Origin of the sequence: Vibrio metschnikovii CIP 69.14 (genome assembly GCF_000176155.1) — a bacterium.
GTDB lineage: Bacteria > Pseudomonadota > Gammaproteobacteria > Enterobacterales > Vibrionaceae > Vibrio > Vibrio metschnikovii.
Window position 1 is genome coordinate 306,026 of the sequence record NZ_ACZO01000006.1, and the last position, 15,563, is coordinate 321,588.

The 15,563-nt window shown below is 44.0% G+C and carries 14 protein-coding genes; 9 read left to right on the top strand and 5 right to left on the bottom strand.

The annotated features are described in order from the left end of the window. Positions 1-28: 28 nt before the first annotated feature. From cobO to VIB_RS04980, 3 genes are all read right to left on the bottom strand, one after another. Positions 29-634, bottom strand: a complete 606-nt coding sequence (cobO, locus tag VIB_RS04970) for a cob(I)yrinic acid a,c-diamide adenosyltransferase (RefSeq protein WP_004394889.1) — start codon at positions 632-634, stop codon at positions 29-31. Positions 635-1,002: 368 nt separating this feature from the next. Further along, complete coding sequence (locus tag VIB_RS04975) at positions 1,003-2,301, bottom strand: outer membrane protein transport protein (RefSeq protein WP_004394890.1); 1,299 nt, start codon at positions 2,299-2,301, stop codon at positions 1,003-1,005. A gap of 300 nt (positions 2,302-2,601) precedes the next feature. Then, positions 2,602-3,888: an outer membrane protein transport protein gene (locus VIB_RS04980; protein WP_004394891.1), complete on the bottom strand. Its 1,287-nt coding sequence runs from the start codon at positions 3,886-3,888 to the stop codon at positions 2,602-2,604. A 622-nt stretch (positions 3,889-4,510) separates the two neighbouring features. Here VIB_RS04980 and fadI point away from each other — a divergent pair. Both fadI and fadJ read left to right on the top strand, forming a co-directional pair. Continuing rightward, positions 4,511-5,818, top strand: a complete 1,308-nt coding sequence (fadI, locus tag VIB_RS04985; RefSeq protein WP_004394892.1) for an acetyl-CoA C-acyltransferase FadI — start codon at positions 4,511-4,513, stop codon at positions 5,816-5,818. After that, positions 5,818-7,944: a fatty acid oxidation complex subunit alpha FadJ gene (gene fadJ, locus VIB_RS04990; RefSeq protein ID WP_004394893.1), complete on the top strand. Its 2,127-nt coding sequence runs from the start codon at positions 5,818-5,820 to the stop codon at positions 7,942-7,944. The genes fadI and fadJ overlap by 1 nt, the downstream gene beginning before the upstream one ends. A gap of 74 nt (positions 7,945-8,018) precedes the next feature. Here fadJ and VIB_RS04995 read toward each other — a convergent pair whose 3' ends face one another. Next, a complete protein-coding gene (locus tag VIB_RS04995; protein WP_004394894.1) occupies positions 8,019-8,894 on the bottom strand; it encodes a LysR family transcriptional regulator in 876 nt (291 codons plus the stop codon). A gap of 459 nt (positions 8,895-9,353) precedes the next feature. Here VIB_RS04995 and VIB_RS05000 point away from each other — a divergent pair, with 459 nt between their 5' ends. The 6 genes from VIB_RS05000 to recR all read left to right on the top strand — a co-directional run bounded on the left by VIB_RS05000 (position 9,354) and on the right by recR (position 14,583). After that, the gene (locus VIB_RS05000; protein WP_004394895.1) at positions 9,354-10,457 is read left to right on the top strand and encodes a response regulator; all 1,104 of its coding nucleotides are present in this window, start codon (positions 9,354-9,356) and stop codon (positions 10,455-10,457) included. A gap of 60 nt (positions 10,458-10,517) precedes the next feature. After that, positions 10,518-10,826 (top strand): YbaN family protein, encoded by a 309-nt coding sequence (locus VIB_RS17245; protein WP_244262425.1) that lies wholly within the window; start codon positions 10,518-10,520, stop codon positions 10,824-10,826. Positions 10,827-10,963: 137 nt separating this feature from the next. After that, positions 10,964-11,509, top strand: a complete 546-nt coding sequence (gene apt, locus VIB_RS05005) for an adenine phosphoribosyltransferase (protein WP_004394897.1) — start codon at positions 10,964-10,966, stop codon at positions 11,507-11,509. 21 nt (positions 11,510-11,530) lie between these two features. Then, positions 11,531-13,549, top strand: a complete 2,019-nt coding sequence (dnaX, locus tag VIB_RS05010) for a DNA polymerase III subunit gamma/tau (RefSeq protein ID WP_004394898.1) — start codon at positions 11,531-11,533, stop codon at positions 13,547-13,549. Between the two features lie 74 nt (positions 13,550-13,623). Beyond that, positions 13,624-13,953 (top strand): YbaB/EbfC family nucleoid-associated protein, encoded by a 330-nt coding sequence (locus VIB_RS05015; protein ID WP_004394899.1) that lies wholly within the window; start codon positions 13,624-13,626, stop codon positions 13,951-13,953. Between the two features lie 18 nt (positions 13,954-13,971). Then, positions 13,972-14,583: a recombination mediator RecR gene (gene recR / locus VIB_RS05020; protein ID WP_004394900.1), complete on the top strand. Its 612-nt coding sequence runs from the start codon at positions 13,972-13,974 to the stop codon at positions 14,581-14,583. Positions 14,584-14,672: 89 nt separating this feature from the next. Here recR and VIB_RS05025 read toward each other — a convergent pair whose 3' ends face one another. Then, positions 14,673-14,921, bottom strand: coding sequence for a YkgJ family cysteine cluster protein (locus VIB_RS05025; protein WP_040904191.1), 249 nt, complete (start codon positions 14,919-14,921; stop codon positions 14,673-14,675). 154 nt (positions 14,922-15,075) lie between these two features. Between VIB_RS05025 and VIB_RS05030 the strand changes: the two genes are divergently transcribed. Continuing rightward, entirely contained in the window at positions 15,076-15,528 is a 453-nt protein-coding gene (locus VIB_RS05030) for a YcgN family cysteine cluster protein (protein WP_040904193.1), read from the top strand. Positions 15,529-15,563: the final 35 nt, after the last annotated feature.

Consider the following 15,563-nt stretch of genomic DNA (forward strand, 5'->3'; position numbering starts at 1 on the left):
TCCAGCTTTTTTATTGGGCGATCCACGACTACCAATCGACGCCTTTTAGGGCTTTGACGCCTGAATCAAAAGCATGTTTGATGTTTTTGACTTCAGAGACGGTATCTGCGAGTTCGATAAGTGTTCGATGAGCACCACGTCCCGTGATGATCACGGATTGCATAGGGGGGCGTTGTTGTAACGCTTCAACCACTTCATCAAGATCAAGATAGCCATAGCTCACCATATAAGTCAGCTCATCAAACAGTAAGACATCTAAGGATTCATCGTTAAGCATGCGTCGACACTCTTGCCATACTTGTTGAGCGGCTTCGGTATCGGTTTGTTTATTTTGCGTATCCCAGGTAAAGCCTGTCGCCATGACTTGAAACTCGACACCGAGTTTTTCAAGTAAATTACGTTCCCCATTTTCCCACGTGCCTTTGATAAATTGTGCAACAGCACACTGTTTACCGTGGCCGACGGCGCGTGCAATGGTGCCAAAGCCTGATGTGCTTTTGCCTTTACCATTGCCAGTGATCACCAGCAATAAGCCTTTTTCTTGCTGAGCATTGGCAATACGCGCATCAACTTGTTCTTTTACTTTTTGTTGGCGTTGTTGATGACGCTGTTGCTTGATGTTTTCACTAGACATTATGTTGAGCTCTTTTTAGAAAAATAATGAACCACATCATAGCGTAAGTCTTTTATCGCTTTCTACTGAAAGCATTCATCCTGCTCGTTACCGTAATGGTTGCTAATACAAAGCATTTTGAAATCGCTGGATGCTTTTGTAATTAACAAATTCATCGTTTTCATAAATAGTTGAGGAATTACAGAGTTTAAGAAGATTTTTTAAAATCAGTGGCAGAACGGGCTGAGGAGCACTATGGTAAAAAAGTAACAACAATAACGATTCAATGAACTCCTTTGCTTGCCAATCAAAGACTGAGGCTTTTGCCTCAGTCTTTCTCTTTGTGCTTAAACAGCATCGCTATACTAACGGTTTAATATTACTTAAGTTTAGAAAGCGTAGCTGGCTTGCACACCGACTAACCATACGTGTCCGGTCACTTCTCCAGCAAACGCGCCGCCAATCGCTGCGGCTTGGTCGTCGGATCCATCGCGAGGCTCATACAACGAAGCTTTTTTAGCAAAAATATAGGTAAAGCCAGCATCAAGAGTCAGTTGTTTCGTGGCTCGATAGCCCGCACCAATACTTAACCAAGTACGATCGGTTTCTGGAATGGTCGCTGTGCGATATTTTGTACTTACTGCGGATAAGTCATAGGCAATGCCTGCACGTAGGGTCAAATCTTGATCCCAAGCGTAGCTAGTCCCTAACGCAAAACGGTAGTTATCTTTCCAGTTTTCTAATTTAATCAAGTCATTAGGAGTGCCATCATGAAAGTTAGCCACCAATTGATCAAAGCTACTCCAATCTGTCCAATTAATACTACTGTGCAATGCCCATTGTTCGGTTAATTGGTGAAAGCTAGCTAGCTCTGCCGTCGCTGGTAAAGTCACAGCGAGTTGCCCCGGTTTGTGTTTTCCGTATGGGATCCCTTCAGCATGACCATCAAAGTCCATCACGACTTGTGATTTATAGGTAAAAGCCACTCGATGATTTGGGTTGATTTGCCAAGCGGTACCAGCCTGCCAGCCCCAACTGGTATCGTCCCCTTCCATATATTTTAAAATAGTTCCTTGAGGTGCCTTTATTGGGTTTGTTCCATCCATTCCAACGATATTTTTTTCCGGCACACTGGCCCCAAAGTGACCTTCACCGATCACATAGCGTACACCAGCCCCGACACTGACTGCGTCGGTCAGTTGATAGCCGAGGTTAACGTTCGCTTCGGCGGTGATGATTTTCGCCTGATCGCCAAAATGGCTGGCAGCAAAGTTAGGTAGCTCGGTTTCCATGCCATAATTGGTGCCGAAAGCTAAACCTAAAAAGGTCCGGTCATTCAATTGATGAGAGAAATAGGCATTTGGAACGATAGCGTCATGGGCGAAATCTTTTGCCGTCGCGCTAGTTTGCCCAAGATTCGGGTGGGTTACTGTGCCGTTGATATCAATGTTGGGATTGACGTAAATCGCCCCAGCAGAAAATTGCGTGCCAGTCAGGTAGGTTAACATCGCAGGGTTACGCCATTGTGAGCCAGCATTGTCAGCCATGGCTGCTTCACCCGCGTACGCTCGACCAAGGCCCGTCGCTGAGTATTCTGCTAGTTGAAATCCCGCTGCTTGAGCGTAGGTTGGTAGTCCCATTAAGCCGAACGCAACGGCTATCGATAACGTTTTTTGATTATTGTTCATGGTTATGTTCGCTGAAATGGTTAGTCAATAGTGGCGAAAAGTGTAAAGAGAGCGAGTTGCCTTAACAAATAAAAACAATAAATTATCAATATTTAGAGTTTTATATCGATTTTATATTATTAACTTACCTATTAATCTGGATTGCGTTCTGGTGAGGTGAAAGTTCAGCGAACAGATGTAGGATGTAACTGCCCTTTTTAAGCACAGTTGTAAGCTTAAAAAGAGCGCCTGTGAGGTGAATAAATAAAAAAAGGGCTGATGATTCAGCCCATTAAGATACGTATTTGAATTAAGCTAAACTTAGAAACTACGGCTATATTGTAAGCCCATTAGTATTGCATCAGCTTTAGTTGTTGCGGTTAAAGATGAGCCAGCGTCATCTTCAACTACGCTAACATTTTTACCCATCAGATAAGTAAAACCAAAATCGAAATTAGATTTGTCATCAATTTGGTATGTAAAACCAGCAGATAGCCATTGGCGGTCTGAATCTGGTACTGATATGGAAGTTTTAGAATCTTGCGCACTGGTGTCATACATATAACCAGCACGAAGAGTCCAGTCATTATTCAGATAGTATGTACCACCAAGAGAGTAGTGCCAGCCATCTTGCCATTGATATTGTTTATCATAGCTTCCATTTGTTGTGGCACCAACGGCAGAGCGAGAAGCATCAAGGTTTCTAAACTTAATTTTATCGAAGCTACTCCAGCCTATCCATTGAACACTATAATGCACTGCAAATGATGTATCTTGAATTTTATGGAAACCAGAGAACTCTGCTATATCAGGAAGTGGTAGGGTAATCTCCTGACCGTGCTTATCTTTAGCTTTAAATTCAGGGCTGTAACGATAGGATAAACCGAAACGATTATTTTCATCGAGTTCATAGACAGTACCTAGGTTAAAGCCTACTGCCCATCCATCAGCTTTATCAACATCAAGCAATGAAGTACCTTTAGCTGGGATCACTGTTGATGGAGGAATTATAATAGTATTAGCAGGGAATCCATCACCCGTCTTACGCTTCATTGTACCTTGGCCGTAAATTAAATCTAAACCTGCGCCAATACTCCACGATTTATCAATACGATACGAACCAGCTAAACCTAGATTAAAGCTCTTAACATCAGTCAAGCCGCCGTATTCTGAAGCTGGGTAATCATTTGCAAATTCCGTTTTTGTGCCAAAATTTGAATAAGCATTTACACCCCAAGCAAATTGATCATTTACTGGAACGATAAGATGAATATTTGGTGCAACAGACGTACTACCTATATCATCTGCATCTTTCACTGGCACTGAGTTCCCTAAAACTCCAGTATAGTTAACGTCTTTAACTTTAATATTCGTGGTAATTGTCTCAAAACCGAGTGAGAGCTCCATTTTATCAAAGAGAGCCATCGCGGCAGGGTTACGTGACATTACGGCGGCATTATCGGCAATCACGGCATCACCGGCAAACGCACGGCCAAGGCCTGTTGCTGATTGAGCGTTAAGCTGAAAGCCGGCTGCCATAGCTTGTTGAGTAGCGAGAGAGATGGTCACAGCAAGCAGTGACTTTTTAAACAGACGCGTCTTGTTCATGGTGCTTTTTCCTTGTTATATCGCCTCTAATGGGCGTTGTGTTGAGCAAAAGCTCAGTGGCTGGCTGATACTAGTCGCAAGTATAGGAGATAGAAATCCGACCATTGTCTAAGACGCGATTAAATCTTTAAAATTGCTAGCAATTTGGCATTAAATTGTGAATAAAAAGTTAAAAGTAGAGTTTTGGCTCTATTAAAAGGGTGCTTATTTGGCTGTTGCTGCCTTGTGTTGCACAAGGTGATAACTCGAAAAAACTGATCTAGAACAATTTTTAGCCGGTATTACTGGGCTAAACCGGCATAAACTTGATCTAATGCAAACTATGCTTTGTTTAAGTCGCTATATTACCTCTTGTCATCTCGTTAGCTCTAGTAGCTAACATGTTGAGCAAGATGACACTTCCTTTTGAAGGCTGACTTTACTTTCTCCTAATCAGGAAACTGATTATTTCAATTGGCTTAGGTTAATTGCTTTGTATAACATTCCAACCACACAGCTTTGTGTGGTTTTTTTTTGCTTGCTTTCGCTGCCGCAATCACGTTTATTTAAACAGTTGTTTGATTGATGTAACAATTTGATTACAATGCTTCTCAGGTCAGACCTCTTATTCTAAGGAGAAATAATGGGCAAGCAGGAAGTCAGAACACGCTCAGGAGAGCGTGTCGCTATTGTTGCAGGTATTCGTACCCCTTTTGCACGTCAAAGTACGGAGTTTGCGCAAGTACCCGCGATAGATTTAGGCAAGATGGTGGTCAATGAACTGCTCACTCGAACCGACATTGATCCACAACTCATCGAACAGTTGGTTTTTGGCCAAGTCGTGCAAATGCCAGAAGCGCCCAATATTGCTCGGGAAATTGTACTCGGTACGGGGATGAATATTCATACGGACGCTTACAGTGTGACTCGTGCCTGTGCAACCAGTTTTCAATCCGCGGTTAACGTCGCTGAAAGTATCATGGCTGGCACCATTGATATTGGCATCGCTGGTGGCGCGGATTCCTCTTCCGTTTTACCGATTGGCGTTTCTAAAAAACTGGCAGCGAGCTTATTAGCGCTCAGTAAAACGAAAACACTCAGCCAAAAATTCAACGTATTAAAGTCATTATCAGTTAAAGACTTAATGCCAGTTCCACCTGCCGTTGCCGAATATTCTACAGGGTTATCGATGGGACAGACTGCCGAACAAATGGCGAAGTCGCACGGTATCTCACGCGCTGATCAAGATGCTTTAGCGCATCGTTCTCACACCTTAGCTGCCCAAGCATGGAATGAAGGCAAGATAGCCGGTGAGGTGATGACCGCTTTCCCTGAGCCGTATAAGAAGTGGCTCGATAAAGACAATAATGTGCGTTTTGATTCTACTTTAGAGGGGTACGCTAAGCTGCGTCCTGCGTTTGATCGCCAATATGGTAGTGTGACTGCGGCTAACAGTACGCCGCTCACTGATGGTGCGGCAGCCATTCTTTTGATGCGCGAAGGGCGAGCTAAAGAGTTGGGTTTGGAGATTCTTGGCTACATTCGTTCTTATGCTTTTTCGGCGATAGGCGTTGAAAAAGATATGTTGATGGGGCCTTCTTTCGCGACGCCATTAGCGCTAGAGCGAGCTGGGATCGAACTGAAAGATTTAACATTAATCGATATGCACGAAGCGTTTGCGGCGCAGACCTTAGCCAATGTGAAAATGTTCGCTAGCGATAGCTTTGCTCAGCAATACTTGGGCCGCAGTAAAGCGATTGGTGAAATTGATATGGATAAATTCAATGTGCTTGGTGGTTCGATTGCTTATGGTCACCCTTTTGCGGCGACGGGAGCGCGAATGATCACGCAAACCTTGCGTGAATTACAACGTCGTGGTGGTGGGCTAGCATTGAATACTGCTTGTGCCGCTGGTGGCTTAGGTGCGGCAATGATTTTGGAGGTTGAATAATGAGCGAGGCAAAAGCATTTCACTTAACGATTGATGAGCAGCACATTGCTTGGCTCGCGATTGATGTTCCCGGTGAAAAAATGAACACTCTTCAGGCCGCATTTGCCGATGAGATGTTGGCGGTATTTAAGCAGCTTAATGAACAGAAAAAACAGCTTAAAGGCTTAGTCATCCATTCGTTAAAGCCAGATAACTTTATTGCCGGTGCGGATGTTCGAATGCTGGATGCCTGCACTTCTGCTCAAGAAGCACAAGCCTTAGCCACGCGCGGACAGCAGATGTTCCAACAGCTAGAAGACTTACCATTCCCTGTTGTGGCTGCGATTCATGGCCCTTGCTTAGGCGGAGGATTAGAGCTGGCACTGGCGTGTGATTATCGTGTGTGTACGGATGATGATAAAACACGTTTAGGTTTACCTGAGGTGATGTTGGGTTTACTGCCCGGATCGGGGGGAACGCAGCGTTTACCTCGTTTAATCGGTCTACTTCCTTCGTTAGATTTAATTTTGACCGGTAAACAACTGCGCGCTAAAAAGGCTTATAAACTAGGCGTCGTTGATGCTTGCGTGCCTCAGAGTGTCTTATTAGAAGTGGCGTTACGTTTTGTCGGTGACAATAGTAAGAAACGTCGCCAAGCTAAACCATCTTTAAAAGAAAAACTGCTTGCTAATACGGGCCTTGGCCGCAAAATTATTTTTGACCAAGCGAGCAAAAAAACCGAACAGAAAACGCGCGGCAATTATCCAGCGGCTAAAGCCATTTTAGAAGTCATTGAGCATGGACTGAATAAAGGGTTGAAAGCAGGTTTGGAGCAAGAAGCGAAACGCTTTGGTGAGTTGGTGATGACCAATGAATCTAAAGCATTACGTTCGATATTTTTTGCTACCACGGAAATGAAAAAAGAACACGGTAGTGATGCTGAACCTAAGCCTGTCAAACACGTTAGTGTGTTAGGTGGCGGCTTAATGGGCGCGGGGATCAGTCACGTTAGCGTGGCTAAAGCAAAACTGCCAGTGAGAATAAAAGACGTATCTAACGACGGCATTCTTAATGCTTTAAGTTATAACTACGGTCTATTTGAGAAGCAGCGTAAACGCAAAATCATCAGTAAAGCGCAACTGCAAAATAGCATGATGCAATTGGCTGGTGGTACGGATTTTAGAGGTTTTCAGCAAACGGACGTGGTGATCGAAGCGGTCTTTGAAGATTTGGCGCTTAAACAGCAGATGGTGGCCGATGTCGAGCAACACGCTCAGCCTAGTACTATTTTTGCAACCAATACTTCTTCTTTACCGATTGGGCAGATTGCCGAAAAAGCCACTCGGCCAGAAAATATCGTCGGCCTACATTATTTTAGTCCGGTTGAAAAGATGCCATTAGTCGAAGTGATCCCACATAGCACGACGTCACCTGAAACGATAGCGACCGTGGTGGCGTTAGCGAAAAAACAGGGCAAAACCCCGATCGTAGTCAAAGATCGCGCTGGTTTTTATGTTAACCGTATTCTAGCTCCTTATATGAATGAAGCGGCTAATGTACTGATGGCTGGAGAAACGATAGAAAAAATCGATAAAGCGTTACTGAACTTTGGTTTCCCCGTTGGGCCAATTACGTTATTGGATGAAGTTGGGATCGATGTTGGCTCAAAAATTATGCCTATTTTGGTCAATGAGCTTGGGCCGCGTTTTAAGGGACCGGACGTATTTGAGGTTTTATTAAACGATAATCGTAAAGGACGAAAAACAGGCAAAGGCTTCTACAGTTACAAAAAAGGCAGTAAGAAAAAAGAGGTCGATAAGTCAGTTTACAAATTGTTGAATCTAACTCCAGAATCAAAGTGGGATGAGCAAGAGATTGCCATGCGTTGTGTGTTACCGATGCTCAATGAAGCGGTTCGTTGTTTGGATGAGGGGATTATCCACTCGCCACGCGACGGCGATATCGGGGCGATTTTTGGGATTGGTTTCCCTCCTTTCCTTGGTGGCCCTTTCCGCTATATGGATCAAATTGGTTTGGATAAACTGATTGAGCAAATGAAGCAACACGCTCAAAAATACGGTGACCATTTCGCACCGTGCGATGCGTTAATTACTCGAGCGAGTGTAGGTGAGCGTTTCTACTCATAAGCGATGCTCGATTAACAACTGAAAAAAGAGGAGAGTGGTCAATCGCCACTCTCCTCTTTTTTTCTAACCATCGATCAGTGGATGTGATAAGCAATAACAAAATCAATAAATAGACGGACTTTTTCTGGTAAATGATCTTTATGGTTGTACAGCATATAAATGTCTCGCGGGTTAGCACTCCAGTCGGGTAAGACGCGCACCAAACTACCATCGGCAAGAAATTCTTTTAACATCACATCAGGCATTAAAGTAATACCTAATCCATCCGAACAAGCGCTGCGCACCACGTTGAGGGTACTGGCTTGAAACCTTCCCACATCGTTATTGATGCACGTTTCCCCTTTATCATTACACAGTTGCCATTTGAGTAATGGATCGCCTTTCAATAGGGAATATTGGCTGAGTTGTTCAGCGTGAGTGGGTGTGGGATGTTTGGCTAGATAGAGAGGGCTGGCGACTAAAATGTCTTTAACTTCACTGATCTTTCTGGCGATCAAGCTGGAATCACGTTGTGGCCCGACTCGGAAAATAACGTCCCATTCGGTAGGGTCGAGTTGAACGGCATGATTACTGGTCGTTAATTCAAGATTAATATCTGGATACTGATGCATAAAGGCGTTAAACATCGGCATCATCATCCGCTTGGTTAAATTCTCTGGTGCGGAAAGTCGAATTGTGCCTGATGCTCCACGACATTCATCAGTGATCGCTTCCGCCATGCTGGCTAAACGTTGTAGTAACGGTGAACAATCTCTGAAAAAACGTTCCCCAGCTTCAGTTAAAGTCAGCTTTCGAGCGTGCCGATTGAGCAATCTTAAATTTAAGGAATCCTCCAAAGCTTGAATGCGTCGGGTAATTGTCGCAACCGGGATCATGGTTTTACGCGAGGTCGCGGTATAGCTGCCGTGTTCAACAACCAGTCGAAAAAGGTTTAAGTCATCTAATTTCATTGTTCCTGACACATTATTTTACCGTTTTAGTTAATTTATACGGATATCAGCAAGTAAGGCTTGAGTCATATCAACTTGTAGAACGATTTGTCGACTCGCTCTATTTTTTTGTTCATCTAATGATAGATTGATTAGCGTTATGGTAACTAATTTTGTAAATTATCGTATTTATGCATGGTATCTGGCTGGTTATCTTTACCAGTAAAATCTCGTAAATCATACATATAGTATGTGATGCAGATAAAAAGTGGAATATTTGTATAAATGTCGTTTCAAGACTATTTTTAATGAGCAAGTACACGATGTTATTCGTAGGGTTTGATAGAAGAGAAATCAGGTAACGTCGGTGAGTCATGGCTAATCAATCAGGTAGCTTAAATGGGTGCTAGGTAGCCTGAGCATTGATGGAGATTGATGAGCTAATCATACGAATCGTGAGCACATAGTGGAGTAGGTGCTATGTATAAAGATTACATTAAAGCTAGGAATCTATCGGACGGTAATGCTGGCCAAGAGAAAATGATCATGCTGGTTGATGATGACCCTATTTTCAGGCGAGTGACCAGTGGTTATCTGGCCGCGAAAGGGTATAAAGTCGTTGAAGCTAAAGATGGTTTAGATGGATTGAAAAAGCTACGTTCAAACGAGCCAGATTTATTACTGTGCGACCTTTCTATGCCTGTATTAAACGGTATTGAGTTTGTTGAAGAGGTAAGTTTGGAGTATCCATCGTTGCCAATGATTGTCGTGTCAGCCACGGGAGAAATGTCGGATGTGGCCAAAGTGCTTCGCTATGGCATCAAAGATTTTTTACCCAAACCGATTGGTAATCATGAAAACCTAAGCTGTGCGATTGAAAATACATTAGAAGATGCGATGCATCATCTCAATGATCAGCGTGATTTTTCGAGTCAGTGGTTTCGAGTTGATGGTGGTGGTGAGCTTCCTGAAGAGCAGGAATTGCATTGGCATCTTGAGCATTTACGAGAAAACCCCAATACGGCCAGAGAGTTACTACAAGCACTGTTGCCTGATAATGACACTTCACAAGGTGCTTGGAAGTGCAGCTATCGATTGTTGCAGTCGACAGAAGCCATGCCATTAGTCTTTGATTACGCTTGGTTAATCAATGGACAGTTTGCCTTTTACATCGTTGATTCGTCGAGTGATCAGCAGTTAGGTGTCGCGAGTACATTATTGGTCCGAGCCTTATTTAATGACTATTTGCGTAACTTACGTAGTTTCAGTGCTGATTTAAAAGATCTGGCCGAAATTTTTGAGCGAGGTATCGAGTGTTCTGACGGTGGGGTACCCGTTTGTGCTTTGTTTGGTATTGCTGATTTAACCGATAAGACCTTGTCTATTTTACCCGCAGGATTAGGATGCCATTGGTCTAATGGTTATCTCTCTCAGTCAATTGCTCCCGGTGTAAAATTAGGGGATAATTGCTTAAAGAACTTCATTACCAAAGACTTACCTATCCAAAGTGCTTGTCAAGTATCGATCAGTTGTCTTGGTTCCAGTAGTTTTACATTAGATATTTATCAAGGTAATAAGAGTTAACAGCCTTTACCGATGGTATATTCACTCAATGTTCAGCGAGGCCCATCATCAATATTCGTCATGTTTTACTCAATGTTGTTGCTGGCCAGTGCTTGTTTTGCGCGTAGTAGCCCTAGGTTTCACTCATGGTTACATCGGCATGCTACACTAGGGCCAATTTTGCTTAATTGGCAGCAGAATCGCGCCGTTTCTAAGCGAGTAAAATGGCGAGGCGCTCTGTGTATGGTAGCGAGTTTCGCTTTGTCTATTTCTCTTGTCCCCTTGATGTGGTTAAAAATAATGCTCTTGGGGCTATTAGTGATACTACTCGGTTGGTTTCTTCGCTTACCTACGTATGAGTTGGTTGCTAACCAACAAGAAAATCACTAGCATTACTGGGAAGTGTGCCCGCTCTTCGAGTGGGCTTTTGCTTTTTAATCGACGTGCAGTTTGATGTGTGCGTATAAATTCTCATTCTAGATCATGGTGATACTTATTATGGTCAATCAATCGAAGTTAATGTAGCTATGACAACCGAAACTCTTACTCTTATCAAATCTAGCATTAAAACCATTGCCGACTATCCAAAGCCAGGGATTCTCTTTCGCGATGTCACCAGTTTGTTGGAAGACGCTGTCGCTTATCAAGCCACCATTCGTTTGTTGGTTGAAAAATATCAAGCCATGGGGTTCAACAAAGTGGTGGGTACCGAAGCGCGCGGATTTTTGTTTGGAGCGCCATTGGCTTTAGAGCTTGGGGTTGGTTTTGTTCCTGTTCGTAAGCCAGGAAAGCTGCCGCGTAAAACGCTCGCCCAATCGTACGATTTAGAATACGGCACGGATACGTTAGAAATTCACGTCGATGCCATCAAACCTGGTGATAAAGTGTTAGTTGTCGACGATTTGCTGGCTACTGGTGGTACGATTGAGGCGACAACACAGCTTATTCGTCAATTAGGTGGTGTTGTTCAACACGCTGCATTTGTGATTAACCTGCCGGAAATCGGTGGCGATAAACGTCTTGAAGCTTTAGGGTTAGAGGTGTACAGCATTTGTGAGTTTGACGGTCACTAAATATCCATAACGGAAGGTTTCATGAGTTATCTTGCTTTAGCACGAAAATGGCGCCCTAACACATTTAAAGCGGTGGTAGGGCAAGCTCACGTATTAACCGCTTTAGAAAATGCACTAACGCAGAATCGTTTGCATCATGCGTATTTATTTAGTGGTACTCGTGGGGTTGGAAAAACCACGATTGGGCGTTTATTTGCCAAGGGCTTAAACTGTGAAACAGGCATTACTGCTACCCCTTGTGGTCAATGTGCGACCTGCAAAGAGATCGATCAGGGGCGTTTTGTTGATTTATTAGAAATTGACGCCGCATCGCGCACCAAAGTCGAAGATACTCGTGAGCTGCTTGATAACGTCCAATACAAGCCTGCGCGCGGACGCTTTAAAGTCTACTTGATCGATGAAGTTCATATGCTGTCTCGGCATAGCTTTAATGCTTTATTGAAGACACTAGAAGAGCCACCAGAGTACGTTAAATTTTTGCTGGCGACGACGGATCCACAAAAATTACCGGTCACAATTTTATCACGCTGTCTACAATTTCATCTTAAGCCGATCAGTGTTGAGAATATTCGGCAACAGCTTGAACATGTATTACAAGCCGAAAATGTAAACAGTGATAGTAAGTCACTCGCCATGATCGCGCATGCCGCGGATGGCAGTATGCGCGATGCATTAAGTTTAACCGATCAGGCTATTGCGCTTGGTAACGGTGTTATCGAACACAGCGTGGTTTCGCATATGCTCGGTACACTGGATACCGATCAAGCGTTGCATCTATTGCAAGCGATCAGTAGCCAGCAACCACAGATCATGATGGCGTGTATTGAACAATTAGCCAGCAATGGGGTTGAATGGGATGGATTGCTCCAGCAATTAGCAACCCAGTTGCATCGTATTGCTATGTGCCAAGCCTTACCCAGTAGCGTTGATAAAGCTCAGCCTGATACCGATGCTATTGAACATTTAGCTAAAATACTAGCCCCACAAGACGTGCAACTCTATTATCAAATTGTATTAAAAGGGCGGGCGGATCTTCCGTTGGCTCCAACGGCGCGAATTGGTATTGAAATGGTTGCACTACGTATGATGGCGTTTCGACCAACGTCGGTTACGGTGAGTCATAGCTTAGTAATGCCAACCGCCGAACCGGTTTCTGATAACACAGCTCAGCGTTCGGTTGCTCAAATGCAGGGTCCAGTGACTGCACCGGCAACATCACCTCAACCTCAGGTAGTGAATGTTCAACCCGCGATGAAAGAGCCAGAGCCGCCAGTTGTTCAGCCAGAGACGCGAGCACAAGAACAAGCGGTTGTTGTTCCACCTGTCGCCGGGTTACGTCATCAGTTGCGCTCTCAGCGGCAAGGGCTGACTCCGAAAAGTACGCCAGTAAAAAAGCCTGATGCGGTATCTGCAAAGCCGACTTCGATTTTAGATCGTGTAGCACAGCGAGCTCAATCGACTTCAACGCCGATACCGCCGAATGAGTCTTTGATATCTCATCAAGAGCCAACCGAGCAAGAGTCCGTTTATCAATGGCGGCCATCAACCAGTACGGTAGAGAGTGCCAGTCAATCCACTCACAATGAATTGACGCCCACACAAATCAAGCGAGCGTTAGAGCACGAAAAAACACCAGAGATGATCGAGAAATTGATCATTGAAGCCGCGGAGCAGGACTCATGGGCCAAGCTGATCTCTCAGCTAGAGACGGCTAAATTAGTGGAACAACTTGCCTTGAATTCAACATTTCATAAGCAGGGAACCCATATTGAGCTGACGCTTCGTCCTTCTCATGCTCATTTGAATACCGATAAGGCTCAGAGTGAACTTTTACAAGCCCTCAATGACCAATTACAAGAAGAGTGTCATTTAAGTATTCATATTGGTGAATCCGGTGAAACACCGCTTGAGCTGAGAGAACGTCTTTATCAAGCAAAGCTCACTCAGGCGCTAGAAAGTTTGAAACAAGATACCAATGTGCAATTTATTGAGCGACGTTTTCATGCTCAGCTTGATCATGACAGCGTGAGGCCAGTTTAACCAGTGGGGTTGAGATTTTCTATTTTCACCCCCACTTATCGTAGAACAATTGAATAAAACCAGAGAGATAATCTATGTTTGGTAAAGGCGGTATGGGCAACTTAATGAAACAAGCCCAGCAAATGCAAGATCGTATGCAAAAGCTACAAGAAGAAATCGCTAGTATGGAAGTGGTCGGTGAATCTGGCGCTGGATTAGTAAAAGTGACCATCACTGGCAGTCATAGCGTACGTCGCGTTGAGATTGATCAAAGTTTAATGGAAGATGACAAAGAGATGCTGGAAGATTTGATTGCAGCTGCGTTCAATGATGCCGCTCGTCGTGTGGAAGAAACACAAAAAGATAAAATGGCCGCTGTCACTGGGGGTATGCAATTACCACCAGGTATGAAAATGCCATTCTAATCAATAAGTAGGTTAGTAATGCGAACCAGTCATATGCTGGAGCATTTGATGGAGGCCTTACGTTGTTTACCTGGGGTTGGCCCCAAGTCAGCGCAACGTATGGCCTTTCATTTGTTACAGCGAGATAGAAAAGGTGGCTTGCAGTTAGCGGAAGCGCTGAATCAAGCCATGGTCGAAGTGGGACATTGTGCTGAGTGTCGAACGTTCACTGAACAAGAAGTGTGCGATATTTGTCGTAATCCGAAACGACAAGAAAATGGCCAACTTTGCGTCGTTGAAAGTCCTGCGGATATTGCAGCACTAGAAGCCACGGGACAATTCTCAGGGCGTTATTTTGTACTGATGGGACATTTATCGCCGTTAGATGGTATTGGTCCTAGTGATATCGGTCTTGATACGCTGGATTTTCGACTGCAAAAAGGTGGTATTTCTGAAGTCATTCTCGCTACCAACCCTACGGTAGAAGGGGAAGCGACGGCACATTATATTGCAGAGTTATGTCATGAGCATCAGGTCAGTGCTAGTCGCATTGCACACGGTGTTCCTGTTGGTGGAGAATTAGAATTGGTCGATGGAACAACATTATCCCACTCGCTACTGGGAAGACAAAAGTTTAATACGACCTTTTAGTTCCCACGGCCTACCTTTGAGAACCTCGAAACAGACCGATTAGCTTTGTTTTGAGGTTTTTATCTTTTCACTCTTTTCTTTGTTGTTATTCAGGTTAGTTGCTCTAGCTCGATCAGATTTTGTAAAGCTTGTTGATTGCTGTCACCGCAAACGACAGGGCAAGGTTTGAAGTGGTGGCAGACGGTTGGCCTTTCTGGTTTACCAAAGAGTTGGCACAGATTATCCTCATTCAGTTGGATGCAACGTACTCCAGCAGGTTTACCATTAGGCATGCCGGGAATAGCTGAAGAAATACTGGGTGCAATACAACATGCACCACAACCGAGACGACAGTCCATTTTATACCTTTCGATGATTACCCGTTTAATGCGGGCGCTGATCCTAGCAGATCTTTTCTTTCTCAGCAGCGAAATTATTACCTTGTGACCTTGCAGTTTATAAACGGGAAAGGTATAACACCCGGCTGAAATCGTAACTAGGCAGTAAACCCTCATGAATATCCCATTTTGGCAACGTAAATCTTTAGAACAAATGACCGAAGCAGAGTGGGAATCGCTATGCGATGGTTGTGGTAAATGTTGTTTGCATAAACTCATGGATGAAGACAGTGATGAAGTCTATTACACCAATGTTGCTTGCAGTTGGCTCAATAGCGATACCTGTTCATGCAAAGACTATCCTAACCGTTTTCAATCTGGTGAAGAGTGTTTAAAACTTACGCGAGACAAGATAGCGGAATTTCATTGGCTACCTGATACCTGTGCTTATCGGTTACTCGCGGATCAGCAGCCGTTACCTGAATGGCATCCTTTGATCACGGGGTCGAAAGCAGCGATGCATGCGGCAGGGCAAAGTGTCCGTAATCAGGTTGTTTATGAAATCGATGTTATTGATTGGGAAGATCACATTCAAAACTTACCTGATAGACTAAAACCTCACAAATAACTTTAAAAGTTGAGAATGCTGTATATACTGGTTGT